This is a genomic window from Kribbella jiaozuonensis (assembly GCF_005233875.1).
GTDB classification, from domain to species: domain Bacteria; phylum Actinomycetota; class Actinomycetes; order Propionibacteriales; family Kribbellaceae; genus Kribbella; species Kribbella jiaozuonensis.
This window is the reverse complement of sequence record NZ_SZPZ01000001.1, coordinates 2,065,879-2,091,632: the sequence shown is the minus strand read 5'-3', so window position 1 is coordinate 2,091,632 and position 25,754 is coordinate 2,065,879. Positions and strand designations below refer to the sequence as shown.

The 25,754-nt window shown below is 67.0% G+C and carries 20 protein-coding genes; 10 read left to right on the top strand and 10 right to left on the bottom strand.

The window, feature by feature from the left end; translation table 11 throughout:
• Positions 1-193: 193 nt before the first annotated feature.
• Both FDA38_RS10085 and FDA38_RS10080 read right to left on the bottom strand, forming a co-directional pair.
• Complete coding sequence (locus FDA38_RS10085) at positions 194-442, bottom strand: hypothetical protein (protein ID WP_137253746.1); 249 nt, start codon at positions 440-442, stop codon at positions 194-196.
• Positions 443-455: 13 nt separating this feature from the next.
• The gene (locus tag FDA38_RS10080) at positions 456-2,135 is read right to left on the bottom strand and encodes a sodium:solute symporter family protein (RefSeq protein WP_137253745.1); all 1,680 of its coding nucleotides are present in this window, start codon (positions 2,133-2,135) and stop codon (positions 456-458) included.
• Between the two features lie 167 nt (positions 2,136-2,302).
• Here FDA38_RS10080 and FDA38_RS10075 point away from each other — a divergent pair, with 167 nt between their 5' ends.
• The 3 genes from FDA38_RS10075 to FDA38_RS10065 are packed head-to-tail and all read left to right on the top strand — an operon-like array spanning position 2,303 to position 4,549.
• Positions 2,303-2,788: a hypothetical protein gene (locus tag FDA38_RS10075; protein ID WP_137253744.1), complete on the top strand. Its 486-nt coding sequence runs from the start codon at positions 2,303-2,305 to the stop codon at positions 2,786-2,788.
• Positions 2,785-3,912, top strand: a complete 1,128-nt coding sequence (locus FDA38_RS10070) for a sensor histidine kinase (protein WP_202877608.1) — start codon at positions 2,785-2,787, stop codon at positions 3,910-3,912. The genes FDA38_RS10075 and FDA38_RS10070 overlap by 4 nt, the downstream gene beginning before the upstream one ends.
• Positions 3,905-4,549 (top strand): response regulator, encoded by a 645-nt coding sequence (locus tag FDA38_RS10065; RefSeq protein ID WP_137253743.1) that lies wholly within the window; start codon positions 3,905-3,907, stop codon positions 4,547-4,549. Before FDA38_RS10070 ends, FDA38_RS10065 begins: the two co-directional genes overlap by 8 nt.
• Here FDA38_RS10065 and FDA38_RS10060 read toward each other — a convergent pair.
• Complete coding sequence (locus FDA38_RS10060) at positions 4,538-5,458, bottom strand: endonuclease/exonuclease/phosphatase family protein (RefSeq protein WP_380090505.1); 921 nt, start codon at positions 5,456-5,458, stop codon at positions 4,538-4,540. The genes FDA38_RS10065 and FDA38_RS10060 overlap by 12 nt on opposite strands.
• A 229-nt stretch (positions 5,459-5,687) precedes the next feature.
• Here FDA38_RS10060 and FDA38_RS10055 point away from each other — a divergent pair, with 229 nt between their 5' ends.
• From FDA38_RS10055 to FDA38_RS10040, 4 genes are all read left to right on the top strand, one after another.
• Positions 5,688-6,305: a hypothetical protein gene (locus FDA38_RS10055; RefSeq protein WP_137253741.1), complete on the top strand. Its 618-nt coding sequence runs from the start codon at positions 5,688-5,690 to the stop codon at positions 6,303-6,305.
• A 606-nt stretch (positions 6,306-6,911) separates the two neighbouring features.
• Complete coding sequence (locus tag FDA38_RS10050; RefSeq protein ID WP_137253740.1) at positions 6,912-11,537, top strand: excinuclease ABC subunit UvrA; 4,626 nt, start codon at positions 6,912-6,914, stop codon at positions 11,535-11,537.
• Positions 11,534-12,511, top strand: coding sequence for a hypothetical protein (locus tag FDA38_RS10045; RefSeq protein ID WP_137253739.1), 978 nt, complete (start codon positions 11,534-11,536; stop codon positions 12,509-12,511). Before FDA38_RS10050 ends, FDA38_RS10045 begins: the two co-directional genes overlap by 4 nt.
• Before the next feature lie 45 nt (positions 12,512-12,556).
• On the top strand, positions 12,557-12,979 hold the full coding sequence (locus FDA38_RS10040; protein ID WP_137253738.1) for a carboxymuconolactone decarboxylase family protein: 423 nt from the start codon (positions 12,557-12,559) through the stop codon (positions 12,977-12,979).
• 43 nt (positions 12,980-13,022) lie between these two features.
• Here FDA38_RS10040 and FDA38_RS10035 read toward each other — a convergent pair whose 3' ends face one another.
• The 6 genes from FDA38_RS10035 to FDA38_RS10010 form a co-directional block, all read right to left on the bottom strand.
• Positions 13,023-14,036: an ABC transporter substrate-binding protein gene (locus tag FDA38_RS10035; RefSeq protein WP_137253737.1), complete on the bottom strand. Its 1,014-nt coding sequence runs from the start codon at positions 14,034-14,036 to the stop codon at positions 13,023-13,025.
• A 26-nt stretch (positions 14,037-14,062) separates the two neighbouring features.
• On the bottom strand, positions 14,063-16,345 hold the full coding sequence (locus FDA38_RS10030; RefSeq protein WP_137253736.1) for a glycoside hydrolase family 95 protein: 2,283 nt from the start codon (positions 16,343-16,345) through the stop codon (positions 14,063-14,065).
• Positions 16,346-16,351: 6 nt separating this feature from the next.
• On the bottom strand, positions 16,352-18,013 hold the full coding sequence (locus FDA38_RS10025) for a type 2 periplasmic-binding domain-containing protein (RefSeq protein WP_137253735.1): 1,662 nt from the start codon (positions 18,011-18,013) through the stop codon (positions 16,352-16,354).
• Between the two features lie 38 nt (positions 18,014-18,051).
• Positions 18,052-19,002, bottom strand: a complete 951-nt coding sequence (locus FDA38_RS10020; protein ID WP_137253734.1) for a carbohydrate ABC transporter permease — start codon at positions 19,000-19,002, stop codon at positions 18,052-18,054.
• Positions 18,999-20,000, bottom strand: coding sequence for an ABC transporter permease (locus FDA38_RS10015; protein ID WP_137253733.1), 1,002 nt, complete (start codon positions 19,998-20,000; stop codon positions 18,999-19,001). Before FDA38_RS10015 ends, FDA38_RS10020 begins: the two co-directional genes overlap by 4 nt.
• Positions 20,001-20,410: 410 nt before the next feature.
• Entirely contained in the window at positions 20,411-20,734 is a 324-nt protein-coding gene (locus FDA38_RS10010) for an ArsR/SmtB family transcription factor (RefSeq protein ID WP_233714620.1), read from the bottom strand.
• 311 nt (positions 20,735-21,045) lie between these two features.
• On the opposite strand from FDA38_RS10010, the gene FDA38_RS10005 reads away from it, so the two are divergent.
• Positions 21,046-22,293, top strand: coding sequence for an MFS transporter (locus FDA38_RS10005; RefSeq protein WP_137253732.1), 1,248 nt, complete (start codon positions 21,046-21,048; stop codon positions 22,291-22,293).
• On the opposite strand, the gene FDA38_RS10000 is transcribed toward FDA38_RS10005, so the two are convergent.
• Complete coding sequence (locus FDA38_RS10000) at positions 22,277-23,263, bottom strand: TerC/Alx family metal homeostasis membrane protein (protein WP_137253731.1); 987 nt, start codon at positions 23,261-23,263, stop codon at positions 22,277-22,279. The two genes, FDA38_RS10005 and FDA38_RS10000, sit on opposite strands and share 17 nt — an antisense overlap.
• 283 nt (positions 23,264-23,546) lie before the next feature.
• Between FDA38_RS10000 and FDA38_RS09995 the strand changes: the two genes are divergently transcribed.
• Together FDA38_RS09995 and FDA38_RS09990 are read left to right on the top strand one after the other, a co-directional pair.
• Complete coding sequence (locus FDA38_RS09995; RefSeq protein ID WP_170989653.1) at positions 23,547-24,095, top strand: TetR/AcrR family transcriptional regulator; 549 nt, start codon at positions 23,547-23,549, stop codon at positions 24,093-24,095.
• Positions 24,092-25,591 (top strand): MFS transporter, encoded by a 1,500-nt coding sequence (locus FDA38_RS09990; protein WP_137253729.1) that lies wholly within the window; start codon positions 24,092-24,094, stop codon positions 25,589-25,591. The genes FDA38_RS09995 and FDA38_RS09990 overlap by 4 nt, the downstream gene beginning before the upstream one ends.
• Positions 25,592-25,754: the final 163 nt, after the last annotated feature.

The window sequence follows — 25,754 nt, the reverse complement described above, 5'->3', positions numbered from 1 at the left end:
GGTTGGTGGCGGCGTCGGCCGGCGCCAGCAGGCTGCGGGCCAGAACCCCACCGCCTCCGACGGCCGCGCCGAGGATGCCGACCCGGGCGAGGAACGCCCGTCTGGAAAGGGTTCCCGCTCTGACCATGCGCCGTCCTCCAGCTGTGGGACCAGTAGGTCTACTGGTCCCACAACGACGGCGTAGGCGCCGGGGTTACTCCCCGGTTGCGTCTTCTTCGACCGGTACGACGATCGGCCGCAGCCGGGCCCAGAGCACGAACAGGGCGGTGAACACCAGCATGCCGATGCCGCCCCAGAGGTTGATGTTGATGCCGGCGGCCTTGTCGATCTCGGTCTGCTTCTCGACGATGCCGAGGATCGTCAGCACCAGGCCGTAGATCCCGATCAGCAGCGCGATCATCACCCGGATGTCGAACGCTCCGGCCTTCTTCTTCTCTGCCATCTCGAACGCTCCCTCAGGCGAAGACGATGTTGAGGACGATGGTCAGTGCGAGCGAGATCCCGGCCAGCAGGACCGGCTTGCGGTACCAGCCGCCGTCGCCGGCGACCGCGACCTCGGTGCGCTGTTCCTTCGGCGTCAGCGAATACACCAGGCCGACCAGCTCGGTGTCCCGTTTCGGCGTCGTCCCCAGACTGACCAGCACACTGATGATGATGTCGATCACGAAGGCGGCACCCGCACCGACGAAGCTGGCGCCCTGACCGGGCAGGTTGATCACGCCGTTCTCGGACAGGACGAAGACCAGGATCGCGGTCCCCGTACCGCTGACCAGACCGATCCAGCCGGCCGTCGCGGTCATCCGCTTCCAGAACATACCGAGGATGAACGTGGCGAACAGCGGCGCGTTGAAGAACGAGAACAGCTGCTGCAGGTAGTCCATCAGGTTGCTGTAGCCGGAGGCGATCGCGGCCGTGCCGATCGCGACCACCGTGCCGGCGACCGTGACGATCCGGCCGGTCTGCAGGTAGAACTCGTCCGGCCGGTCCTTGATCAGGTAGCGCTCGATGATGTCGTACGACATCACCGTGTTGAACGAGCTCAGGTTGGCCGCCATGCCGGCCATGAACGACGCCAGCAGACCGGTGATGGCCAGGCCGAGCATGCCGTTCGGCAGCAGGTCGCGCATCAGCAGCAGCAACGCGTCGTTGTAGTCGACCTCGCCGCTGCCGTTCGCCTTGAACTGGGCCAGCTCGGGCACGATCACCGCGGCGATGATGCCGGGGATGATGACGATGAACGGGATGAACATCTTCGGGAACGAGCCGATGATCGGAGTACGCCGGGCCGCCGACATGTTCTTCGACGCCAGCGCGCGCTGGACCTCGGTGAAGTTCGTCGTCCAGTACCCGAACGAGAGCACGAAACCGAGGCCGAAGACGATCCCGATCACCGACAGGAAGTTGTTGCTGAAGCCACTCAGCGCGTTGCCCGGCCAGGCCGACATCTGCTCGGCGCCGCCCGGCGACGCGCTCACCTTGTCGACCAGGCCCTGCCAGCCGCCGACCTTGTGCAGGCCGACGAGCGTCAACGGCAGCAGCGCGGCGACGATCACGAAGAACTGCAGCACCTCGTTGTAGATCGCCGCGGACAGACCGCCGAGGGTGATGTAGCTCAGAACGATGGCAGCGGCAACGATCACCGACACCCAGATCGGCCAGCCGAGCAGCACGTTCACGATCGTGGCCAGCAGGAACAGGTTCACGCCCGCGATCAGCACCTGCGCCAGGGCGAAGCTGATCGCGTTCACCAGGTGCGCGGGCTTGCCGAACCGGCGCAGCATGAACTCCGGCACGCTGCGGACCTTGGAGCCGTAGTAGAACGGCATCATCACGACGCCGAGGAACAGCATCGCCGGGACCGCGCCGATCCAGAAGTAGTGCACGGTCGGGATGCCGTACTGCGCACCGTTCGCCGACATGCCCATGATCTCGATCGCGCCCAGGTTGGCCGAGATGAACGCCAGGCCGGTCACCCAGGCCGGCAGCGATCGGCCGGACAGGAAGAAGTCCAGGCTGCTCGAGACCGCGCGTCTGGCCAGGTACCCGATGCCGAGCACGAAGACGAAGTACAAGGCGATGATGATGTAGTCGATCGCCGTGGCATCCAGTCTCAGGATGGATTGTTGCGGAAGCATCGCCCCTCCGGATCGTCGCTTGTGACGCATCGTGGTGTTACCGGTGAGGAACGTTACTCCTACTTTCAATCATGCGGGCGGCGACACCGGCGCCCGCTGGTTCTCCACCCGGATCTCCACCCTTGGTCGGTCCTTTCTAGAGACCGGTCAGACCTACCGTCCGTGACATGAGCTTCGGAACGTTACCCAACGCACTCGTCGTCATCGCCGTCGTCGTGATCGTCCTGGCCCGGCGGCTGTCCTGGTCCGAGCTGGAGAACTCCGACACAGACGTCTGGCGTGGGCCGCTCGTCCTAATGGGGGTCGGGGTCTACCAGTTGTACGACCGGCACACCGGGATGGGCTTCATCGACGTCGTACTGCTGGTCATCGGCGCCGCGGTCGCGCTGATCGCGGGGACTGCCTCCGGCCGGGTCGCGCAGGTCGAGCGGCGCGCCGGGAAGGTGTTCTTCCGGCTCGGCATGCCCGGACTCGGCATCATGGTGGCCTACCTGGTGATCCGGCTCGGGCTGGCCGGAGTCGGGCATCTGCTCGGCGCCTCGATGTCCGGTGGTCCTGCGCTGATGGTGTCGATGGGTGCGAACCTGTTGACTCAATCTGTGGTCATCCAGAACAAGGCCCGTCGCGAGGCAGAGGAGTACAGCACCCGGTGAAGCTGAAGGCGCTGCTGCCGACGCGGCCGCACGGCGAGAGCGGCTGGGTCGGCCGCGTTCTCACCGCCGGCGTCGTGGTCGCCGTACTGGCGACGGCGCGCCCGGCGGACGCGTGGGTCTGGGTCGTACTCAGCGTGAGCTTCGTCGTCTTCTGCGTCGGTTCGGTGCTGATGGCGTCCCGTCCGTACGCCGCTCTCGGGCTGCTGTCCGCGGTCGCGGTGACCAACGCGCTGATCGCGGGGTATCCGCAGTCGAACGCACTGGCGCTGGTGCTGGTCGGGATCACGGACATCGCGGTGATCGATTTCAAGCGGCACGGCAATCGGCCGATCATTGCCGCCGGCATCGGTGTCGCGGCGGCTTATGCGGGATCGGCATGGTTGTTCGGTCAGCCGGATACTTGGTACTTCACGCAGTTGTTGTGGACCGCCGTACTGATTGCCTTCGGGTTGAACCGGCGGCAGTACGAAGTGCAGGCCCAGCAGACCGAGCAGCTGCTCGAGCAGACCCGGCTGGCGCAGAGCGAACACGCCCGGGCTGCGACGCTGGAGGAGCGTGGGCGGATCGCGCGTGATCTGCATGATGTGCTCGCGCATTCGCTTGGCGCGTTGAGCGTTCAGCTGGAGGTGGCCGAGGCGCTGCTCGACGAGCGCGGTGATACCGAGGGGGCGCTGGAGCGGGTACGGCGGTCGCGGCGGCTCGCCGTACAGGGGTTGACGGAGGCGCGGAATGCGGTGGCTGCGCTGCGTGCTGACGCCGTACCGGATCTGGATCAGGCGGTTGCTGTGCTGGCGGAGCAGCATGAGAACGACCACGGTACGGCGGTGCGGCTGAGCGTGACCGGCGTTGTTGCGCGGACTGAGTCGGGGGTGACTGTTGCCTTGCTCAACGCTGCCCGTGAGGCGCTGACGAACGCGGCGCGACATGCGCCTGGTCAGCCGGTCGAGCTGGTGCTTGCTTACTCGGACGGCGTGAGGCTGTCCGTGCGGAACAAGGGCGCGACGAGTGGCGAAGGGTTCGGGTTGGCTGGCATGCGAGAGCGGCTGGCGCTGGTTGGCGGGACGCTGACGGCAGGCCCGGACGGGGATGACTGGCTGGTGGTCGCGGAGGTGCCGAATGAGTGATCCGATCCGCGTCGTGGTGGCGGATGACCAGCAGGTCGTGCGTGAAGGTCTGGAGGCGCTGCTCGGGCTGATCGACGGTGTCGAGGTCGTGGGTGCTGCTGCGAATGGTCTGGCGGCTGTCGAGTTGGTTGCTGGGGGCAACGTCGATGTGGTGCTGATGGACCTGCGGATGCCGGTGCTCGACGGTACGGAGGCGACCGCGCGGATCGCGGCCGAGTTCCCGGACGTCGCCGTACTGGTGCTGACGACGTACGCCGATGATGCGTCGATCGCGAATGCCCTGCGTGCCGGTGCTCGCGGCTACTTGACCAAGGACGCCGGCCGGGCCGAGATCGGGGCCGCGCTGCGGTCGACGGCGGCCGGGCAGTCGACGTTCGATCCTGAGGTGTCCAAGCGGTTGATCGCCGGCCTCGCACCCTCGGCTGGTGCGGGCGGCGACGGGCTGACCGCTCGGGAGACCGAAGTACTGCGGTTGATCGCGCGCGGGCTGAGCAACCCGGAGATCGCCGGGAAACTGTTCATCAGCGAGGCGACCGTGAAGACACATATCAACAACACGTTCGCGAAGATCGGCGCCCGGCACCGCGCGGAGGCGGTCCGGTACGCCTATCGCAAGGGGATCGCGTCAGATTCGTAGCTCGGCGACGACCGGGCGGTGGTCGCTGCCGGTCGGGTTCATTACCCAGGCCTTGGTGGGTGTGACGCCGCGCACCAGGATGTGGTCGATCCGCGCCATCGGGAACTTCGACGGCCAGGTGAACCCGAATCCGGTACCCGCCGCGCCTTGCGCCGACCGCAGTCCGGCCGTCAGCGGGGCGAGGCTGCGATCGTTCGCCGTACCGTTGAAGTCGCCCATCACGATCACGCCGGCCAGCTTCTCGTCGGCGATCGCGCGGCCGAGCGCCTTGATCGTGTTGTTGCGTTGATCCGAGGTGAAACCGCTGGTGCCGACGCGCACGGAGGCGAGGTGGGCGACGTACACCGCGACCTTGCCCTCAGGGGTGCTGACCTCGGCGCGCAGCGCGCGGGTCCAGGCGAAGCCGACGTCTACCGACTTGGTCTCGACGACCGGGTACTTCGACCAGAGGGCGACTGTGTCGCGGGACACCTGGTACGGGTACTTCGTGGCGAACGCGGCCTTGTAGATCTTGAGATCCTGGGCGGTGAGCTCCTCGAGCGCCATCACGTCCGCGTCGGCGCCGAGCAGATCACTCGCGGTCGCCTTCGGGTCCGGGTTGGCGGCGTCGACGTTGTGGGTGAGGACCCTCAGGTCGTACGCGCCGCCGGAGCCCTTGCCCGGGAGCAGCAGGTCGCCGAACATCACGCCCCAGACGAGAGCGGGGACGAGGAGGGCGACGCCGGCCGTCGCGGAACGCCGTACGACGGCTGCGACCGCCAGGATCGGCACGGCGACGCCGACCCAGGGCAGGAACGTATCGAGCAGACTGCCCAGGTTGCCGATCGAGTTCGGAACGTAGCGGTGGAAGATCAGCGTCGCCGCGGCCAGGATCGCCAGGAATGCGATGAACCAGCCACGTCGCCACATGCCGCCTTTCTTCCGTCGGCGCGTGCTGCTGCGCGACGGCGGCTGGCGGGTGGCGACTGCGGTTTGGCGGTCCGGCATGCAGCGATTGTTGCGGACACTCGGCCCGGACCAAAGTCGATGGCCGGTCAGGCGCGGCGATTTCATCCGTCCGGAGGACAGTTCTGACCGTTCTGATGAGGAATCTGTGAGAGGTCTGGTGCCTTGGAGTGACAGCGCAGACAATGCCCGTATGCCGTCAGCGCATCAACTCAGCCAGCCGTTCGTCGTCAAGCGCCACGGAATCGGGACCACGACGACCGCGCTGGCGCTGGGGACTGTGGTGTTCGGGTTGATGGTTGCGCTGACGCTGGTGATCGTCGTCGTGCAGGCGATCCGCGGGGAGTCGATCCGGGAGCCGCTGGAGGCGGTCTGGCTGGCGTGGGGCGGTACGCCGCTGATCTTTGCGGTCGGGTTGCCGATCCTGTTGATTGTGGGGGCGATCACGGCGCTGGAGGAGCGGCGGGAGTCGGACGATGAGGACGTATTGCTGACTGTTGACGACTCCGGGATCTATCTCGGTGGTGAGCAACCTCGCACGATCCCATGGGGCGAGATCCGCGGGGTGTGCCGGCTCGAGCGACACCAGGTGAACGACGAGGGCGACGACATCTGGGAACCGCGGCTGGTCGTGATGTTGCTGGACGAGGGGGCGCTGCCTCGCAGTACAAAGGCGTGGGGGCCGTCGTGCCCGTGGCCGGGGACACACGAGATCCTCGGGCGATCCCTCGCGTACGACGAACTCGTGAGCGCCGTGGCTCAACGTGCCCCACACATCCAGGTAACCAACCGCGGCCGCGTCGAGGACTAACTCACGACGTACTGCCGTTGAAGCCCCCGCGTACTGCGGGAAGCCCCGCGTGCTCCGCGGCCGCTTCCTTCGTCGCTCCGCTCCTCAGCGCAACCACTACGCGCGCCCCCACCCACCCCCGGCTCAGCGCCGTACATCCCTTTCCGGCTATCGCCGGGCGTTTCCGGCTAGCGCCGGGCGTTTCCGGCTGCCGCCGGGCGTTTCCGGCTACCGCCGGGTGTTCCGGCTACCGCCGGGGTGTTGTCGTCCGCCCGCGTGCTGCGCGGTCGCTTCCTTCGTCGCTACGCTCCTCAGCGCAACCGCTACGCGCGCACCAGCCGGCCGCGGCTCAGCGCCGTACATCCTCCCCCTCCGGCTCTCGCCCCGGCGTTCCGGCTATCGCCGTGGGTTCTGCTGCGGCGTGCTCGTGGTCAGCTCCGCGTGCTGCGCAGCGCTCCACCTCCCCCTTGTGGACCGGGCCGGAACCCTGGAGCTGCAAAGATGGGCGGGGTGGGTCGCCGGGGCGCGGGAGAGGATGGGGCCGGGCCAGCTTCTGGTCCGGCGCACGAGCGCGGGCGGATTGTCGATGTGCTTGGGGCTGGGGAGCACAATCTGCGTGATGTTGATGTGGCTTTCGGGCCGGGGTTGACGGCTGTTGTTGGGGTTTCGGGGTCGGGGAAGTCGTCGCTGGCGTTCGATGTGGTTTATGCCGAGGCTCGGCGGCGGTTTCTTGAATCGTTGGCGCTTGGTGGCAACGGAGCGCGGGTTCCCGCCGCACGGGTTCGGCGGATCGACGGGCTGGGGCCGGCGGTGGCCGTGGCTCAGAACGTGCTCAATCGGAACCCCGCCTCGACAGTGGCGACCTCCGTCGGGCTGCATCCGTTCTTGCGGATCTTGTACTCGCGGTTTGCCGAGGTCGAATGCCCGCACTGCCACGTGCCGGTGCGGGCGATCTCCGCCGAGGAGCGTCTCACCACAGCCCTGGACCTGCTCGCCCGCAGCGACAGACTCAACGTCGACGTCGCGATCGTGCGCGGGCTGGTGGGAAGTCACGCGCGTCTGCTCGCCGGCATCCGAGGACAGTTCGACCACGTCACCGTCGACGGGTGCCCGCGGCCGGCGAAGTCGACGAAGCGCCTCGATCCAGCACTCCCCCACGACGTCGTCGTACGAGTCGCCACCCTTCACCCCGGCATGTCCGCCGCCGAGGTCCGCGCAACCTTGGAACGAGCCGACGCGCTGGGCAAACCCGAGGTGCTGCTCGGAGGCACACCCGTACTCCGGGCGCCGATCTGCCCGCGGTGCGGCGCATGGGTCCGCCCGCTCGCACCGTCAGCCTTCCGGGGCGACAACGACACCTCGTCACACCGCATAGCCGGCGTCACACTCCAGGAGCTGACAGCTCGATCGGTGACCGAGGTCCTCGACTTCATGGAGCAACTCCCACTCGGGTCGCCGGCGAGGCGCATCCAGGACGAGTTGCTCAGACGCCTGCGTCCGCTGCAGGACCTCGGCCTTGGATACCTCGCCCTCGACCGATCGATGCCGACCCTCTCGCGCGGTGAGGCGCAACGTACCCGGCTCGCCGTCGTACTGTCGGGGCGCCTCGAAGACCTCCTGCACGTCCTCGACGAGCCGACGATCGGCTTGCACCACAGCGATCTCAGCCGATTGCTCGACGCCATCGCCGCCCTGCCCGGACCGGTGTTGATGGTCGAACATGACCCGCTGGCCGTCGCCATGGCCGACGAGATCGTCGAGATCGGGCCCGGCGGTGGGGACGGCGGAGGACGGCTGGTGTTCCAAGGCCCGCCCGCGGACCTCTGGCGCGCCGGCACGGCATCCGGCATCGGCTTCTCCGCCGGCGTACGCCGCCCCCGAGCGCAACGCCCGCTATCCGACGACCGCATCCGCATCACCGGCGCGAACCTACGCAACCTCCACGCGGTCGACTGCGAGATCCCACTCGGATCGCTGACCGTGATCACTGGTCCATCCGGAGCGGGCAAGACCACCATCAGCCAGCAGGTCTTGCTGGCGTCCCTGCGCGAACATGCCCCGGTCGGATGTACGACGTTCGACGCGCCGGCGACACGTGCTCGCGCGGTGGACCAAGCCCCGCTGGGCAACAACCCGCGGTCGAATCCGGCGACGTACACCAAGGTGCTCGACCGGATCCGCGACGTCTTCGCGAACGAGACCGGACGGTCCGCCTCGGACTTCACCTTCAACCGGCCCGAGGGCGCCTGTCCGGACTGCGAGGGCATGGGATCGGTGGCGATGGGCCTGAGCTATCTCGCGCCGATCTGGATCCCCTGCGAGACCTGCGACGGCCAGCGCTACCGTCCCGAAGTACTCGAAGCGACCTGGGCGGGCCGGTCGATTGCCGATGTACTGGCCCTGAGCGTCGACGAGGCCATCGAGGTGTTCGCCGACCACCCGTCGGTCAGCCGCATCCTGCAACCTCTGCAGGAGGTCGGGCTGGGCTATCTGACGCTCGGGCAACCGTCTCCGAGCCTATCCGGTGGAGAAGCCCAACGCGTACGGCTCGCCCGCGAGGTGGCCAAGGCGCGGTCCGGCGACCTGATACTGCTCGACGAGCCGACGACGGGTCTGCATCCCGGCGACCTCGATCGGTTGCTCGCAGTACTCGACCGGCTGACGGGCAGCGGTTGCACGGTGGTCGTCGTCGAACACCAGCCCGACGTCATCGCCGCCGCCGACTGGCGCATCGATCTAGGCCCGGGCGGCGGTCCCGATGGCGGGCGTCTGCAGCATTGCGGGCCGCCCGTCGCCGACAAGCAGCCGCCGGTGCGACCTCGCCGCAAGCCGCGCACCGACCGCCGGTCCAGCAACGCGATCCGCGTGCGCGGCGCCCGCGCCCACAATCTGCAGGGAGTCGACGTCGATTTCGCGAAGGACCGGTTCACCGTCGTCACCGGTGTATCGGGTTCGGGCAAGTCGTCGCTGGTCCACGACGTCCTCGAGTCGGAGGCGACCAGACGGTTGCTCGAGTGCTTGTCGGTCTACGAGCGGCAGTCGGTCCGCGAGGGACCAGAGGCTCCCGTCGACTCATTGACCGGCCTCGGCCCGACGATGAGCGTCGACCCGTCCGGCCTGAGCTTCGACGGGAGCGGTCCGGGCTTCTACGTCTGGGATGCCGACCGGGTGACCGTTGGCCGATCCAGCGACCTCGACCGCCTGCTCGCCGTGATCATCGCAAGGGCCGGTGTCCGCACCTGCCTTGCCTGCGGTCACGAGGCAGTACGACGGACGTCGCCGAAGCCGGAGGCGCCGTGGAGCTGCAGCGACTGCGGGACCAGCGCAGTACCGATCGAGCCGCGACACCTCGTGGGCTCACCGATGTCGATCTGTCCGCAGTGCCTCGGCCTCGGCGTCGAGCACGAGTTCGATTTCGCCAAGCTGATCGTGCATCCGGATGCGCCCATCGCCGACGGAGTCTTCGGCGGCGCCCTGTCCTGGTTCCGCGCGAGCGCCGGGCTGTCATGGTTCCGCGCAGGCCTCGGGTCACCGATTCAGTTGCTGGCCGAGCGCTTCGGTTTCGACCTGAATCGCGCTCCCTGGGCGGAGTTGGACGACGAGGCCCGACAGGCTGTCCTGTACGGCGACGGGTCGTGGGAGGGGCTGAACCACTGGGCGTCGAACGACGTCGGCGGCCAGTATTCGCACGCCTTTCCGTGTCGCGAGTGCAGCGGCCGGCGGCTGCGCCCGCCGTACCTGACGATCCGCATCCAGGGACTCGCGCGGGACGAGTTCTTCGCTGCCTCGCTCGCCGACCTGGAGAACGTACTGACCTCGATGGACGTGCCCGACGATGCACAGGCGGCAGACGCCCGGACCATCGCGATCCGGCGGCTCGGCTTCCTCCGTGCCGTCGGACTGGGCTACCTCCAGCTGAATCGGAGCACCTGGACGCTATCGGCCGGCGAGGCGCAGCGGGTCAAGCTGGCATCGGTGCTCGGCGACGGACTCGTCGGCATGACGGTACTGCTGGACGAGCCCTCCAGGGGTCTGCATCCGTCGGAGGTGACCGCCCTCGCCCGGACGCTGACCGATTTGCGGGCCGCCGGCAACACCGTCATCGCCGTCGAGCACGACCCGATCATCATCCGCGCGGCCGACGACGTGATCGAGATCGGTCCCGGTGCTGGGCCGGCCGGCGGTCGCTTGGTCGGTCCGGATAGCCCGCAGTCGGTGACCCGAGCGGTTCTGGACGGACAGGTTCCAGTGGCGCACCGCGACCGCCGTCGGGAGCCGACAGGTTGGATGAAGGTGACCGGGGCGCGCGAGAACAACCTCGACGGACTCGACGCTCGCGTGCCGCTCGGCGTACTGGTCGGGGTCTGCGGGGTGTCAGGGTCGGGAAAGTCTTCGCTCGTCGTCGACACCATCGCGCTCGGTCTGGCCCAACCGAAGACCAACATACCTGGCCGCGGCGTGGTCCGCCTCCGGCCCGGCGACCACGACACGATCTCCGGCGCGCCCGAGCGAACGGTTGTGGCCGACCAGTCCCGCGCGGAGATCACGTCTCCGGGCATGTTCCTCGGACTGATCGGCGCCGTCCGGAAGGAGTTCGCCGCGAGCGAGGCAGTCATTGAACAAGGCGTCACGATCAAGGACCTGACCTACAACTGCGATGCCTGCAAGGGCAAAGGGGTGTGGCAGCAGGACATGTCGTTCCTGCCGTCGGTTCGCCAGACCTGCGATGCCTGCGGAGGATCCGGATACCGCCACGAGGCCGCCGCGCTGCTCGACCGGGGCCGGAGTCTCGCCGACATCGACGCCCTCACCATCGCCGAACTGGTCGACGAGTACGGCGACGTTGACGCCGTACGCCGGGTTGGCGGTGCCGCCGTCGAACTCGGACTCGGCTACCTCGTACTGCGGCAACCGGGCTGGAGCCTGTCGGGCGGCGAAGCGCAGCGGCTCAAGCTCGCCAAGGAGTTCGCCCGCAAAACGAAGGCAACCGCCCTGTACGTGCTCGACGAGCCGACCGTCGGTCTCCAAGCCACGGATGTCGCAGTACTCGTCCGCACGCTCGACGCGCTCGTTGCTGCTGGCAACAGCGTGGTGGTTGTCGAGCACGATCCGGCCTTCCTCGCCGCCTGCGACTGGCTCATCGAACTCGGACCGGGCGCGGGACCGGACGGCGGCCGGATCGTCTTCGAGGGCCCGCCCGACGCGATCGCCGGCACGCTGACAGCGCCTCATCTCCTGGAGGTACTGCGATGAGCATCGGCGCCCTGCTGCTCGGAGACCCGTCCCCGTCCTTGCGGTGGCGGGCCGCCCGCGAGCTCGAGGGCGCCGACGATCAGGACGCGGAGGTCGCCGCGTGGCGAGTCGAGATTGATCGAAGCCCTGAGATCGATGCGCTGGTCGCGGAGCTGGCCGAGGCTCGGCCTTATGAAGCAGGCTATCTGCTGTGTCGGCTGGCCTATCTCGGGTACGGCGGGCCTGCGATGGCGGCTGCAGTGGAGACGATCTTTCGGCATCAACGGCCGGACGGCTCGTGGTCGGTTCCTGGGCCGATCGAAGGGGCTCGCTTCGTCACGATGCATACCGTCGTACCGCTGCGCGGGATCGCCGCCGCCGGGTTCGCGACGGATCCTCGCGCCGAGCGTGCTTACAAGTGGCTCCTCGGCGTCCGCCTCGACGACGGATCGTGGCCGGCCGGCCCGAAAGCTGACCTCGGCCAGGCGGGGCGACCGGCGCCGCCGGAGAAGGAGTATCGCCGGCTGCCGCGCGGACTTGGTTGCCGATCGGCGACGACCGGTGCGGTCGCCTGCCTGGCCATGCATCCCGAGCGACGGCGGTCCGAGGCCGCGCGGACCGGCGTCGACCACCTACTCGCCCGCGAGACCCGGGACGCGTCGGCCATCGGTTGGGAGGTATCACGGCTTGTCGGGCTCGAACGGGCGATGGGGCAGATCACGTTCTACGCCACCTTCGACCTCGCCTTCCTGCTCGATCTTGCGTCCCGCTGCGGCGTTTCCCCGCAGGACCGCCGGATCCGCGAGCTGGTCAACTATCTGGAGACCTTGCGCGGTCCGTACGGCCTGTGGCAACACTCCAGCCATCCGCAGCTCGCCGGGTGGTTGTCTCTCGAGCTGGAGACCAGCCTTCGTCGCCTCGAGGACGGCGACTGGGTCGGCAACGAGGAGCCTGCCGGCTTCACGCCGTACCAACGCGGACGACGCCGGTACTGAGCCTGCTGGCCGCGGCGTCGGCCGGTCGCGGGCTAGCGTCGGGGTATGACGGCTCCTGACATCAACAGTCCCGACGAGCAGATCCGCTACCAGCGAGGGCTGGAGGTGCTGAACGCGGTCGACGGCGGCTCTGCACCCGCCGTGATGGAGAACCTCGCCGACATCGCGCCGGCGCTGGCTCACCACATCGTCGCCTTCGGCTTCGGTGACATCTATTCGCGGCCAGGGCTTGATCCCAAGCAGCGCCAGCTCGTCACATTGGGCATCCTGACCGCACTCGGCGGCTGCGAACCGCAGCTCGAGGTCCACATCCGCACGTCCCTGAACGTCGGCCTGACGCCCACCGAGATCGTAGAAACCTTCACCCACGCCGCCGGCTACGCCGGCTTCCCCCGCGCCCTCAACGCAATCACCATCGCCAAAAAAGTCTTCACCGAACGCAATCTGCTGCCTGTGAAGGACGACTGAATCTACTCGGCGAAGAAAGCGCCTGCGTGGCGCGCGGGCGAGACTATCCCTTCGGGCCGAGGAGTTTTTCCAGGTCGGTGAGGACGTTCATGGCGCCGAGTGGGCCTAGGCCGAGGAACCAGACCTCGTCGTCGACGCGTGCGGACTTGTCTGCCTTCACCGCGGCCAGGGACTTCCATAGGTTGCCGTTGACAACCTTGTTCTCGTCGGTGGTGTCGGGCTTGCCGTAGCTGGAGTAGAAGATCCAGTCGCCGGCGGCCTTGCCGATGTTCTCCTGGGAGACCTCGACCGCGAGATCCTGCACGTCCTGGATCTTCGGCCGCGGCAGGCCGATGTCCTTCAGGATGACGCCGATGAACGACAGGTTGCCGTACAGCCGGATCTCCCCCGGCCGGAACCGCACCAGCGAGATCGTCGGCGTACCCTGCACCTTGGACTTCACGTCGTTGGCGCGCTTCTGGTAGTCGTTCAGGATTCCGGTGGCCTTGTCCTCCTCGCCGAGCGCGTCCGCGACCAGCAGGAAGTTCTCCTTCCACGGGAACCCGGGCCGGATGCTGAAGACCGTCGGTGCGATCGCGCTCAACTTCGAGTACAGGTCGTTCGCACGCAGCTTGCTGCCGAGGATGAGGTCCGGCTTGAGCGCCGCGATCGCCTCGAGGTTGAGTTCGCTGATACCGCCGACCGTCTTGATCCCCTGCGCCTTGTCGGCGAGGTACGACGGTACGCCGTTCTGCCCCGCGGTCGTGGCCATGCCGACGGGCGTGATCCCCAGCGCCAGTACGTCGTCCAGCTCGCCGCTGTCCAGTACGACGACCCGCGTCGGCTTCGCCGGGATCTGCACCGAGCCGAGCGCGCCCTTGACGGTCCGCGGGAACGCACCGGGCGCCGCGTCCGAGCCAAGTTTCGCGGTCTCGGTGTCGGCGGTGCTGAACAGCCGCCCGCCGGTCGCCACGTCCTTGTCCCCGACCCCGGTGTCCGCACTCTTGGTGTCGCCACCACCGCAACCCGCGACGAGCAGTACGGCGGCCGACACGACGATCCCTATCAGCTTCTTCACGGAGGTTGAGCCTACAACAACCAAGGTTAGGCAGTCCTAACCAGGTCCACCTGTTGGCCGGCCGCGAGCTCCACCGCCCGCTCCCCGTCCGGCAGCGCGATCCGGTGCGTGCCCGCGTGCGACGCCCGTACGACGGCCTCGGTCAGTACGCCGTTCCGCCACGTCACGTCGAACGACAGACCGCCGCGCGCCCGCAGACCGTGGAACGACCCGTCCGGCCATTCAGCAGGCAGCGCCGGCAGGACGCGGATCACGTCGGTGTGGCTCTGCAGCAACAGCTCCGGGATGCAGCCGGTCATGCCGAAGTTCGCGTCGATCTGGAAGATGTCGCCGTCGCGGTGCAGGAGGTTGTCCGACACCAGCCGGCCCAAGTAGTCCTGGATCACCGCAGCAGCCTTCGAGGGCTCGAACAGTCGTGCCCACAACGCGACCAGCCACGCCGCAGTCCACCCACCGTTCACAGCACCATCGGTCCGCAGGTCCAACGAGGCACGAGCAGCCGCGGCCCATTCCGGCGTACGTGTCGGGTCGATCTCTGCTCCCGGATACAAGCCGTAGAGATGCGACTGATGCCGGTGCTGCGGCTCGGACGGCGGCCAGTCGGTCGGCCACTCGTACAGCCGCCCGTCCGGCGTCACCCGCACCGAAGCTAGCCGATCACGCGCCGCGGCAACACGTGCAGCCACCGCGGACTCGAGCCCCAGAACCTCAGAAGCCTCGACCAGGTTCGCGAACAACTCGCGGATCAACCAGATGTCATAGGTAGACGTCAGATCAACCGAAGCCTTCGCTCCCGACGGCAAGATGAAATGATGCTCCGGGGCAGTCGACGGGATGAACTGCAGCACCCCGTCACCGTCCTCGACCAGCATCGACAGCACGAACTCCGCCGCACCCGCGATCAACGGATACGCGCGGTCGCGCAGGAAGTCCACGTCCAACGTGAACCGGTAGTGCTCCATGAGATGCGCCGTCAACCACACCCCGCACGTCGCACACATTGCCCAAACAGGATCGTCCCCGCCCGCACCCACCGGCCAGGTCGCCCGCCACAGGTCCGAGTTGTGATGCGAGACCCACCCCGGTGCGTCGTACAAGATCCGAGCGGTGTCGGCACCCGAAACAGCCAGTCCTTCGAGCAGATCCGTCAGCGGGTCGAAGCACTCGTGCAGGCCGGTCAGGTCGGCCGGCCAGTAGTTCATCTGGGTGTTGATGTTGTTGGTCCAGTCGCTGGCCCACATCGGCCGGCGGTCCTGGTTCCAGATGCCTTGCAGGTTGGCCGCCTGCGTCCCGGGGCGGGAGGACGCCATCAACAGGTACCGACCGAAGTTGAACGTCAACGCGACCAGGTCCGGATCGTTGCCCCCGGCAGCCACCGCCTTGATCCGTTCGTCGGTCGGCAAGTCACTTGCCGCACCCAACGAAAGCGAAGCCCGGTCGTACAACGCCGCGTGGTCCTCGACGTGCCGCTCCCGAAGCTTGTCCACAGCAACCGAATCCAGCACCTCGACCGCAGACCGCAGCGCCACGAGAGGATCCCGCCCCGGCGCCACCGACCAGCCGGCAAATGTGCTCGCAGCCGACAGCAGCACCGTCACGCTGTCGGCGCCGCGTACGGCGACACCGGCAGCGGAGGGGCCGACGGTGCCGCCGTCGGCCAGCACACGGAGAGCGACACCGAACCCGATGCCACGCCCTTCTTCGTACCGGATCGGATCCGGACTCTCCCGGTACTCGATCGTCAGATCCGACGGCGCATGCCCGACCACACCATAGGTGCCATGGGCAACTTCCGGCCGGACCGGGTGCTGACTCTCCAACGACAGTTCGAGGTCGACAGCACCCGGCCGGTCGGCCGTGATCGTCCAGACCATCACCTGGTCCGGCGTGGACACGAAGGTCTCACGCCGGAACCGGGTTCCATCCACTGTGTATTCCACACCGACGATCCCGGTCCGCAGCTCCAGACTGCGCCGGTAGTCGGTCGCCGAACCCGCCGACCGGATCACCAGGTCGGCGAGCGGCTGGTACGACTCCACCAACGGACCCTGCAACGCCCGGGTCCGCTCGGTGGCCGCCAGCCGATCGCCTTCCTGCAGCAACAACCGTCGTACGTCGGCCAGCACCGCCGGGCCGTCCGGCACGGTCAACGTGCGCGGACCGTCGCCCGACCAGACGTCGTCGAGGTTGAGCGCGATCCGCTCCTCGCCGACCCGGCCGAACACCTTCCCGCCGAGATGCCCGTTGCCCACCGGCAACGCCTCGAACCAGTCCGGTGCAGGGGTGCGGAACCACAGTTCGTGCGACATGAGGTGTTACTTGCTCCCGGACTTGTACTTGTCGTAGGCCTGCTGGTTGATCTCCAGGTACCGCGGCATGCCGGTGCTCTCGAGACCCTTCACGTACGCGTCCCAGTCGGTGTCGATGTTCTTCGAACCGGTGATGAACGCCAGCTGGTTCTGGTTGACGTACGTGTCCAGGTTGGTCTGCAGCGTGGCGATCTCGCCGCTCAGGCTCGGGTCCGGCCACATGAACGCCTGCGGGAACCACTGCGACTTGTCGACATGTCCCTCGTATTGCTTGGTCGCGTCCCACAGCCGCCGCTCGAGGCCGGCGCCGCTGTAGATGTCCTTCGGCGTGACCTGCGCATTCCGGAAGGCCAAGGTGTTGTTGTACTGGCCGAGCGCGCCCCAGCTGATGTTCTTCGGCGCGTTCTGCACCGGCTTGTACAGCGGCTTGGTGCTCGCGTCGAGGGCGATGTCACCGGCGGCGGGCTTCGTCCAGCCGACACCTTCCGGGCCCATGTTGGTGATCATCTGGCCTTCGTCGCTGTAGATCCAGTCCAGCATCTTGATCGCCGCGACCTGGGCCTCCTTGCTGGCCTTGTTGGTCAGCATGAACGTGTAGCCGGTCGAGGTCGGGTGGTTGTACCCGGTGTAGCTCTTGCCCTCGGGACCGGTCAGCGGCGGCACGGAGTCGTACTGCTTGTCGCGGCCGTCCTTGGAGTCGAGCTGAACGAAGATGCCCGGCCACAGCACCGGCACCGATCCGAGCTTGACGGCCTTCGGGTCGTTGCCCTGGGCCTGCAACGCCTGCGCGTTCTGGGTGAACGCCGCCTGGTCGATCAGGCCGTCCTTGTAGAGGCCGTGGATGTACTTCAGGCCTTCCTTCCACTGGTCCGAGGTCACCGGGGTGACGACCTTGTCGCCCTGCAGCGTGAGCAGCGACCGTACGCCGTTGTTGGCACCGACCGGGTCGTACGCGAACGCGTTCATCAGGTACGCGATCAGGCTGCTGTCCTGGACGTCGGTGGTCATCGGGATCTCGTCGGCCTTGCCGTTGCCGTTCGGGTCCTTGGTCTTGAACGCCTCGAGCACGTTACGCAGATCGTCGGTGGTCTTGGGCACCGCCAGGCCGAGCTTCTTCAGCCAGGCGCTGTTGATCCACAGCTTGTCCGGGTAGGTGCAGTGGAAGCAGTCGGCCCACTGCGGCAGCGCGTAGATGTGACCGTCGGGCGCGGTCGCCATCTCCTTGTACTCCTTGTTGGAGTCCAGCACCTTCTGGATGTTCGGCGCGTTCTCCTTGATCAGGTCCTCGAGCGGCACCGCGACACCCTGCTGGCCGAGCTTGAGCACCTCGGCCTGGGTGAACGCGTCGACCCACGGGATCAGGAAGAACAGATCCGGGTAGTCGCCACTGGCGAGCGCGATCTGCCGCTTCTCCTTGGCCGGCCCGGCGTCGTACGTCGTGGTCTGCCAGCGGAACTGGATCTTGAACTTGTCGCTCATGATCTTGGTGACCGCGTTGGTGGTCAGGTTGGTGCTGGAGTCCGACGGCGTGAACGTGTCGATGACGGTCTTGCCGTCGGACGAGGTCTCGTTCGCCGCTCCCTTGGACGTTTTGTCCGAACTGCACGCCGCCAGGACGAGCGCGCCGGCGGCGGCCAGCGCGACGACCTTGCTCACGGATGAGCGCATTGCTGTGTTCCTCTCTGAAGTGGGTCGAGCCTCTTGGCTCAGCCCTTGACCGCGCCGACCATTACGCCCTTGGTGAAGTGGCGGGCGACGAACGGGTAGATGATCAGTACGGGCAGGCTCGAGATGACGATGAGCGCGTACTTGAGGACGTTGGCCAGCTGCTGCTGTTCGAGCTGCTGGGCCAGGTTCGTCGTGGTGGTGGATCCGGTGAGGGTGTTCAGGATCAGCACGTTGCGGAGCACGATCTGCAGCGGGTACAGACCGGGATCCTTGAGGTAGATCAGGGCATCGAAGTAGCTGTTCCACTGGAAGATCGCGTACATCAGCGCGATCACCGCGATCACCGGCTTGGACAGCGGCAGCACGATCGACCACAGGAACCGCAGGTCGCTGGCCCCGTCGATGGTGGCCGCCTCGTACAGCTCGTCCGGGATCGTCGACCGGAAGAACGTCCGGGCGATGATCACCTGCCAGACCCCGATCGCGCTCGGGATCACCATCGCCCAGCGGGTGTTCAGCATCCCGAGGTCCTGGACCACGAGGTACGTCGGGATCAGGCCGCCGGAGAACAGCATCGTGAAGATCAGCACGCTCATGATCACGTTCCGGCCGAAGAACGTCCGGCGGGACAGCGGGTACGCGATCGCGATCGTCAGCGTGACGCTGATCAGCGTCCCGCCGATCGCGTAGATGAACGAGTTCAGGTAGCCCTTCATGATCAGCGGATCGCTGAAGGCCTCTTTGTACGCGCGGATGCTCGGCTCGATCGGCCAGAACAGCACCCGGCCGGCACTCACCGCCGACGGGCTGCTGAACGAGTTCGCGACGATGTAGATCAGCGGGACGGCGACGATGATCAGCGCCAGCCAGAGCATGACCTTCACGCCGACCAGGAAGATCTTGTCGGTGCGGGTCTCCTCGATCGCGGTCCGCTTCGAGCTCTCCGGGCGGGGCGCCGTACGCCGGAAGCCTTGCAACGTGATGCTCATGACCAAAGTCCGTTTCCGGTGATGCGCTTGGCGACGAAGTTCACGCCGAGCAGGAGGAAGAGGTTGATCACCGAGTTGAAGAGCCCGATGGCGGTCGCCATGCTGAAGTCCGCGTTCAGCAGACCGGTCTTGTACACGTAGGTGGCGATGATCTCGGACTGCTGGGTGTTCAGCGGGTTCTGCAGCAGGAACGCCTTCTCGAACCCGATCGACATGATGTTGCCGACGCCGAGCACCAGGATGATCACCGCGGTCGGCATGATCCCCGGCAGGTCGACGTTCCGGATCCGCTGCAGCCGGCTGGCGCCGTCGATCCGGGCCGACTCGTGCAGCGCCGGGTCGATGCCCGACAGCGCCGCCAGGTAGATCACCGCGGAGTACCCGGTGGTCTGCCAGACGTCGGACCAGACGTAGATGTGGCGGAAGTAGTTCGGGTTCCCGAGGAAGTCGACCGACGGTACGCCGAACAGCCCGATCGCGTCGTTGACGAAACCGAGCCGCGGGGACAGCACCAGGATCGTCATCGAGACCACAACGACGGTGGAGATGAAGTACGGCGCGTACGTGACCAGCTGGACCGTCTTCTTGAACCGGCCGTTGCGGATCTCGTTCAGCGCGATCGCCAGGATGATCGGGATCGGGAAGCTGGCCAGCACGGTGTAGACCGACAGCAGGAACGTGTTCTTCACCAGGGTCCAGAACACCGGGTTCTGGAAGAACAGTTCGAAGTTCTTGAACCCGACCCAGTCGCTGCCCCACGGGCCCTTGACCGGGCTGTAGTCCTTGAACGCGATCACCGCGTTGGCGATCGGGATGTACTTGAAGATGACGAAGTACGCGAGCGGTACGACGATCAGCAGATAGAGCTGCCAATGCCGCCGCAGGCTCCGCCGGGCCTGGGTCCGGCGGGATGTTCGCGGTGGCTTCCGGGCAGCCGTCTCACCCGCCCGCGACGCCGGGGGCGCCGGCGCCGGTTTCACCTCGAAGGTTGCGCTCACTCCGCATCCTTTCCCTCACGCGCTGGAGTGGAACCGATATCCGATAGGATCTCGGGTTTCGCTATCCCGGAGGATGACACACAACCCCTGCGGAGCGGAAGAGTTCCCGGCCCGGTCGATACCGGACGGTGACCGATGCCACTGAATCCCTTGTAAACAAGGAGTAATCAGTGTTGCCCGCAGCAACTACCGGACGGCAAACGCCAAATGATCCGATGGCCAGCCATCGGATCCGGGCATACACCGATCAAGCCCGGGGTCGCTCTGAGCCGCCGACACCGGACCGATCCACAATTTATTTCTGCTGTTAACTATATGGCAGTCAACCCGCCCGCCGACCCAAATGTCAAGACCTGACTTCGTCGGCGTGGAGGCCGGAATCGTTCGCGGCCGGCCGTCGCGCGACGGCATCAGGCCGGTGTCGACCCATCTCCAGGGGTGCGGCGCAGGGGTGGCGCCTTGTCGTGACGGGTGGCCACGTCGACGGCCCAGTGGGCGATGGCGTGGAGTGCGTCGGGGTTCAGTTCGTGCCAGCGGTGGCGACCCACCAGAGTGGTCCGCACCACATCGGCTGTCTGCAGGATCTTCAGATGCTGCGACACCGCCGGCCGGCTGATCGGGAACAATTCGGCCAGCTGCCCGGTGGTCGCCGGACCCTGCGCCAGCCGCGTCACCATCCGTCGCCGGGACGCATCGGCGACCGCCGCCAGGACGGCGCCGACCTCGACCGCCACAGCACTCCTTCAATCGGTAAGCCCGACCTTACGCGTAAGAATCTACTTACGCAACGCGGCAAAAACCTGACCCGACCATCACGGGGGAACGGCCGGGCCAGGCAGTATCGATAGTACCCCGGATCACCGCCCGTGGTCGGCTAATTCGGAGGCGGACGCGCCGGGTCTCCTCTACCCTGAGCGACATGCAATCCCGCTCCTGAAAGCGCACCTCCGCGGCCCGATCCGGGCCACCGTCGTGCGTCACGTCAAGCGCTTGACCGCCGGTCGCGCTTCGTCATGCCCGCACACGCTTTCGGGAGCACTTCGACATGTCTGTCTACCGGTCCGCGGACCCTGTTCGGACGTACTACGTCTACAACGGCGCCTGGTCGTTCCTCGCCGCGCTGTCCTTCACCCTCAGCGCGGTGTACTACGTCCGCGACGCCGGCCTGAACCCGCTGCAGATGGTCCTGGTCGGGACCACGCTCGAGCTCGCCTGCTTCCTGTTCGAGATCCCCACCGGCATCGTCGCCGACCTCTACAGCCGCCGGCTCTCGATCATCATCGGCTTCGTCCTGATCGGCGCCGGCTTCCTGCTCCAGGGCCTGGTGCCCGCGTTCCTGGCGATCCTCGCCGCGCAGGTGCTGTGGGGCGTCGGCTTCACGTTCACCTCCGGCGCCGACCAGGCCTGGATCACCGACGAGATCGGCACCGAGCGCGCGGCTCCCGTGTTCGTCCGGGCGCAGCAGTTCGAGCTCGGCGGCAGGATCGTCGGGATCGTCTGTGCCGGCGCGCTCGGCCTGGTCAGCCTGCCGCTGCCGATGGCGATCTCCGGCGCCGGGATGATCCTGCTCGCGCTGATGCTCGCCGTCTTCATGCGCGAGCAGAACTTCCACCGGACCCCGAAGGAGGAGCGTGAGACTTTCCGGCAGATGGCCGAGACGTTCAAGAGCGGCCTCGAAGCGGCCCGGCGGCGTCCCGTCGTACGCACACTGGTCATCATCAGCCTGATCTCCGGCCTCGCCAGCGAGGCGTTCGACCGGTTGTGGTCGGTCAAGATCCTGAACTTCAGCTTCCCGACGGTCTTCGGTACGTCGGACCCCGCGTTCTGGTTCACCGCGCTCGCGCTGGTCGGGACGCTGTTGTCGCTGTTCACGTCCCTGGTGCTGAACCGGCTGTCCCCCGACCGCCTGTCCGCCGCCCATCCCACCGGCATCCTCGCGACGCTGGCGATGCTGCAGGTGGTCGGCATCTGCTCGTTCGCCCTGCTCGGCAACCTCTGGCTCGCGCTGGCCGCGATGTGGCTCAACACCGTCGCCGGCACCCTCGCGTACCCGATCGAGTCCGCCTGGCTGAACCGCCACGTCGACTCCCGCTCGCGCGCGACGGTGATCTCGATGGTCTCCCAGGCGAACGCGATCGGTCAGGTCGTCGGCGGCCCGCCGCTGGGCGCGTTGGGCCGCTCGTCGCTGCGCGCCGCGTTGCTGGCATCCGGGCTGATCTGGACGCCGATCCCCGTGTTGTACCTGCGCCTCAAGGACGTACGCCGTACCCCTGAAGTCAGTCGTCGATCTTGACCCGGACCTCTTCGCGGCGGTTGTCGTACGACGACTTGATCAGGCTGGCCACGGTCGTCACGAACAACGTGGCGAGGATGAAGCCGAGCGACGTCAGGATGCCGATATGCGGCAGGTGGATCGCGCCGATGTCGTCGATGTGCGAGCCGTGCAGCGCCTCGATGATCAGCTTGACGCCGATGAACGCGAGGATCACCGACAGGCCGACGTTCAGGTAGATGATCCGCTCCAGCAGGCCGCCGATCAGGAAGTACAGCTGGCGCAGACCCATCAGCGCGAACGCGTTGGCGGTCAGCACGATGTACGCGTCCTGGGTGAGGCCGAAGATCGCCGGGATCGAGTCGAGCGCGAAGATCACGTTCGCCATCCCGATCGCGGCGATCACGATCACCAGCGGCGTGAGCAGCCGGCGCCCGTCGATCCGGGTGGTCAGCTTGTCGCCGTCGTAGTCGTGCGCGAGCGGGAGGATCCTGCGCAGCCCCCGCAGTACGGCGTTCTCCTGGAAGTCGCTCTCGTCGTTCTCGCCCTCGAGCGCCAGCCGGATCGCGGTATAGACCAGGAACGCGCCGAAGATGTAGAACACCCAGCTCGCCGCCGAGATCGCCGCCGCGCCGGCCAGGATGAAGATCGCCCGCAGCAGCATCGAGACCACGATGCCGATGTACAGCACCTTGTCCTGCGCCAGGCTCGGGACGGCGAACCGCGCCATGATGATCACGAACACGAACAGGTTGTCGACGCTGAGGCTGTACTCCGTGATGTAGCCGGCGACGAACTCGCTGCCGCTCTGTCCCGGACTGAACAGGAACAGCCCGAGCGCGAAGAGTCCCGCGAGGCCGACGTAGAACAGCACCCAGCGGGTCGCGTCCTTGATCGTCACGGTGTGGTTGCGGCGCGCGATCACGATCAGATCGAACGCGACGATCGCGAGCAGGCCGACGATCGTGAGCACCCAAACCACTGGTGGCATGACTGAGACCATGACGAACCTCCGGACGTGGGCATACCTCTAGCTCGGTCCGGAGGTCTCTCCCACCCAAGTTCCCTTGGGCCGGCAGCACCGGTTCGGCCGCTAGGCCTCCCGTGATGACGACACTGCCGTGGCGGAATACTCCCCTCCACAAACGGTGCAAGCATATCCGGTCCCGATCTATTCCCGGACACACTGCCTCGCTGCTCAGAATCGTATACCGCATACTGACTCCAATGCTAGAGATGAGACATGAATGTCTCAAATGGGTTATCCTTGTCTCATGGCTGTTGATCGGGAGCGGGTACTGCGGGATGCCGCCGGCCTGCTGATGCGGAAGTCCGGGGCGACGATGGACGAGGTCGCGCGGGCGGCCGGGATCAGCCGCGCGACGCTGAACCGCCAGTTCGCCGGCCGGGATGCGCTGGTGCGCGCGCTCGAGGAACTAGGGCTGGCCGAGTGTGAGAGCGCGGTCGAGAAGGCAGGTCTCGATGACGGTCCGGCCGCCGACGCGGTGCGGCGGTTGGTGCGGGAGCTGGAGCCGTCCGCGGGCCTGCTCGCGTTCCTGTACTCGGAGAACCAGCTCTTCGAAGGAGACGGGCAGCACGTGGGCTGGGCCCGGCTGGACGCGCGCATGGTCGCGCTGTTCCGGCGCGGTCAGGAGGCCGGCGAGTTCCGGATCGACCTCAGCCCGGTCTGGTTGAGCGAGGCGCTCTACGGACTGCTGGTCTCCGCGGCCTGGGCCGTCTCCGAGGGCCGGGTCGCCTCCAACGACTTCACCTCGAACATCACCGAGTTGCTCCTCGGCGGCGCAGTACGGAGAACGCAATGAAGCAGCAGGTCACCCGACCGGGGCGCTGGCTGGCGCTCGGCGTACTCGTGCTTGCCGTGCTGCTGGTCGCGGTCGACGCGACGGTCCTCGGCCTCGCAACTCCTTTCCTCACAGAGGATCTGCAGCCGTCGGGCACGCAGCTGCTGTGGATCGGCGATGCATACTCGTTCGTCCTGGCCGGACTGCTCGTCTCGATGGGCAGCCTTGGCGACCGGATCGGACGCAAGAAGATCCTGCTGATCGGCGCGACGGCGTTCGGCGCGATCTCCGTGCTCAACGCGTACGCAAACTCGGCCGAGCTGATGATCGTCGCCCGCGCACTGCTCGGTGTCGCCGGCGCGACGTTGATGCCGGCCACGCTCGCCCTGATCCGCAACATCTTCCACGACCCGCGCGAGCGCAGTCTCGCGATCGGCATCTGGGGCGCCGCCGCCTCGGCAGGTATGGCGGTCGGTCCGATCGTCGGCGGCGTACTGCTCGAGAACTTCTGGTGGGGTTCGGTCTTCCTGATCAACCTGCCGGTGATGGCGGTGCTGGTGGTCGTCGGCGCGAAGCTGCTGCCCGAGTCGCGCGACCCCGCGCCGGGTCCCTGGGATCTGGTCAGCGTCGCCCTGTCGATGGTCGGCATGATCGGTGTCGTCTATGCGATCAAGGAGTTCGCGGCGCAAGGCTTCGGCTGGATCGCGTTCGCGGCGCTGGTCATCGGCGTGGCCGGGCTCTACGGATTCGTACGGCGTCAGCGTCGGCTACCGATTCCGTTGCTGGACCTGCGCCTGTTCCGCAGCCGTGGTTTCAGCAGCGCGGTGCTGGCCGATCTGCTCACGATTCTTGGGCTTTCCGGGTTGATCTTCTTCCTCTCGCAGTACCTCCAGCTGGTGCAGGGCATGCGGCCGATCGAGGCCGGTCTGGCGGAGTTGCCGGCCGCGATCGGGGCGGTCGTCGCCGGTCTGCTGGCGGGTCGCGTGGCGCGGCGGTTCTCGGTGCGTGCGGTGGTCGCGGGCGGCTTGGCTGCGATCGGTGTGGCGCTGGCTGCGCTCACCACGATCAGCCAAACGACCGGGTACCCGCTGCTCGGCGCTGCGTTGCTCGTGGTCGGGGCGGGAGCTGGGTTCTCGTTCACCGTCACGGCTGACGTGATCCTGGCCGCCGTACCGAAGGAGCAGGCTGGGGCGGCGAGCGCGGTGTCCGAGACGGCGTACGAGCTCGGTGCGGCGCTTGGTATCGCACTGCTCGGCTCGATCGTCACGGGCATCTACCGCGGCTTCTCGAGCCCGGCCGGTACGCCGGAAACAGCGCACGAGTCGCTCGGCGGTGCCGTCGAGGCCGCGGGGCACTTGCCGCCGGACGCCGCTGCCGCCCTGCTGGATGCGGCCCGTCAGTCCTTCGCCGATGGCGTCGCAACCGCCGCCGGGGTCGGGGCCGTCGTCCTGCTGACAACAGCGGTCGCGGCGTGGTTCCTGCTGCGCGGTCAAACCCTGAGCACGCACGAACACTAGGCAAAAAGTTTCCATTTCCGCGCTGAGCTCTGGGAGATTCCGCCGGATCGGAGTACAAACAGTTCCTGTTAGGTCTTACCGCCCCTAGGCCTAGGAGGAATCTGTCATGGCCGGAATCACTGCTGAAGCCTCATGGTTCTGTTGCGGGAACGCATGGGGACCC

Coding starts and splice junctions, on each gene's coding strand:
- FDA38_RS10075 (WP_137253744.1), top strand. CDS start 2,303: ATGAGCTTCGGAACGTTACCCAACGCACTCGTCGTCATCGCCGTCGTC.
- FDA38_RS09995 (WP_170989653.1), top strand. CDS start 23,547: ATGGCTGTTGATCGGGAGCGGGTACTGCGGGATGCCGCCGGCCTGCTG.
- FDA38_RS10040 (WP_137253738.1), top strand. CDS start 12,557: ATGACGGCTCCTGACATCAACAGTCCCGACGAGCAGATCCGCTACCAG.
- FDA38_RS10080 (WP_137253745.1), bottom strand. CDS start 2,135: ATGCTTCCGCAACAATCCATCCTGAGACTGGATGCCACGGCGATCGAC.
- FDA38_RS10005 (WP_137253732.1), top strand. CDS start 21,046: ATGTCTGTCTACCGGTCCGCGGACCCTGTTCGGACGTACTACGTCTAC.
- FDA38_RS09990 (WP_137253729.1), top strand. CDS start 24,092: ATGAAGCAGCAGGTCACCCGACCGGGGCGCTGGCTGGCGCTCGGCGTA.
- FDA38_RS10045 (WP_137253739.1), top strand. CDS start 11,534: ATGAGCATCGGCGCCCTGCTGCTCGGAGACCCGTCCCCGTCCTTGCGG.
- FDA38_RS10030 (WP_137253736.1), bottom strand. CDS start 16,345: ATGTCGCACGAACTGTGGTTCCGCACCCCTGCACCGGACTGGTTCGAG.
- FDA38_RS10055 (WP_137253741.1), top strand. CDS start 5,688: ATGCCGTCAGCGCATCAACTCAGCCAGCCGTTCGTCGTCAAGCGCCAC.
- FDA38_RS10020 (WP_137253734.1), bottom strand. CDS start 19,002: ATGAGCATCACGTTGCAAGGCTTCCGGCGTACGGCGCCCCGCCCGGAG.
- FDA38_RS10085 (WP_137253746.1), bottom strand. CDS start 442: ATGGCAGAGAAGAAGAAGGCCGGAGCGTTCGACATCCGGGTGATGATC.
- FDA38_RS10000 (WP_137253731.1), bottom strand. CDS start 23,263: ATGCCACCAGTGGTTTGGGTGCTCACGATCGTCGGCCTGCTCGCGATC.
- FDA38_RS10060 (WP_380090505.1), bottom strand. CDS start 5,458: ATGTGGCGACGTGGCTGGTTCATCGCATTCCTGGCGATCCTGGCCGCG.
- FDA38_RS10065 (WP_137253743.1), top strand. CDS start 3,905: ATGAGTGATCCGATCCGCGTCGTGGTGGCGGATGACCAGCAGGTCGTG.
- FDA38_RS10025 (WP_137253735.1), bottom strand. CDS start 18,013: ATGCGCTCATCCGTGAGCAAGGTCGTCGCGCTGGCCGCCGCCGGCGCG.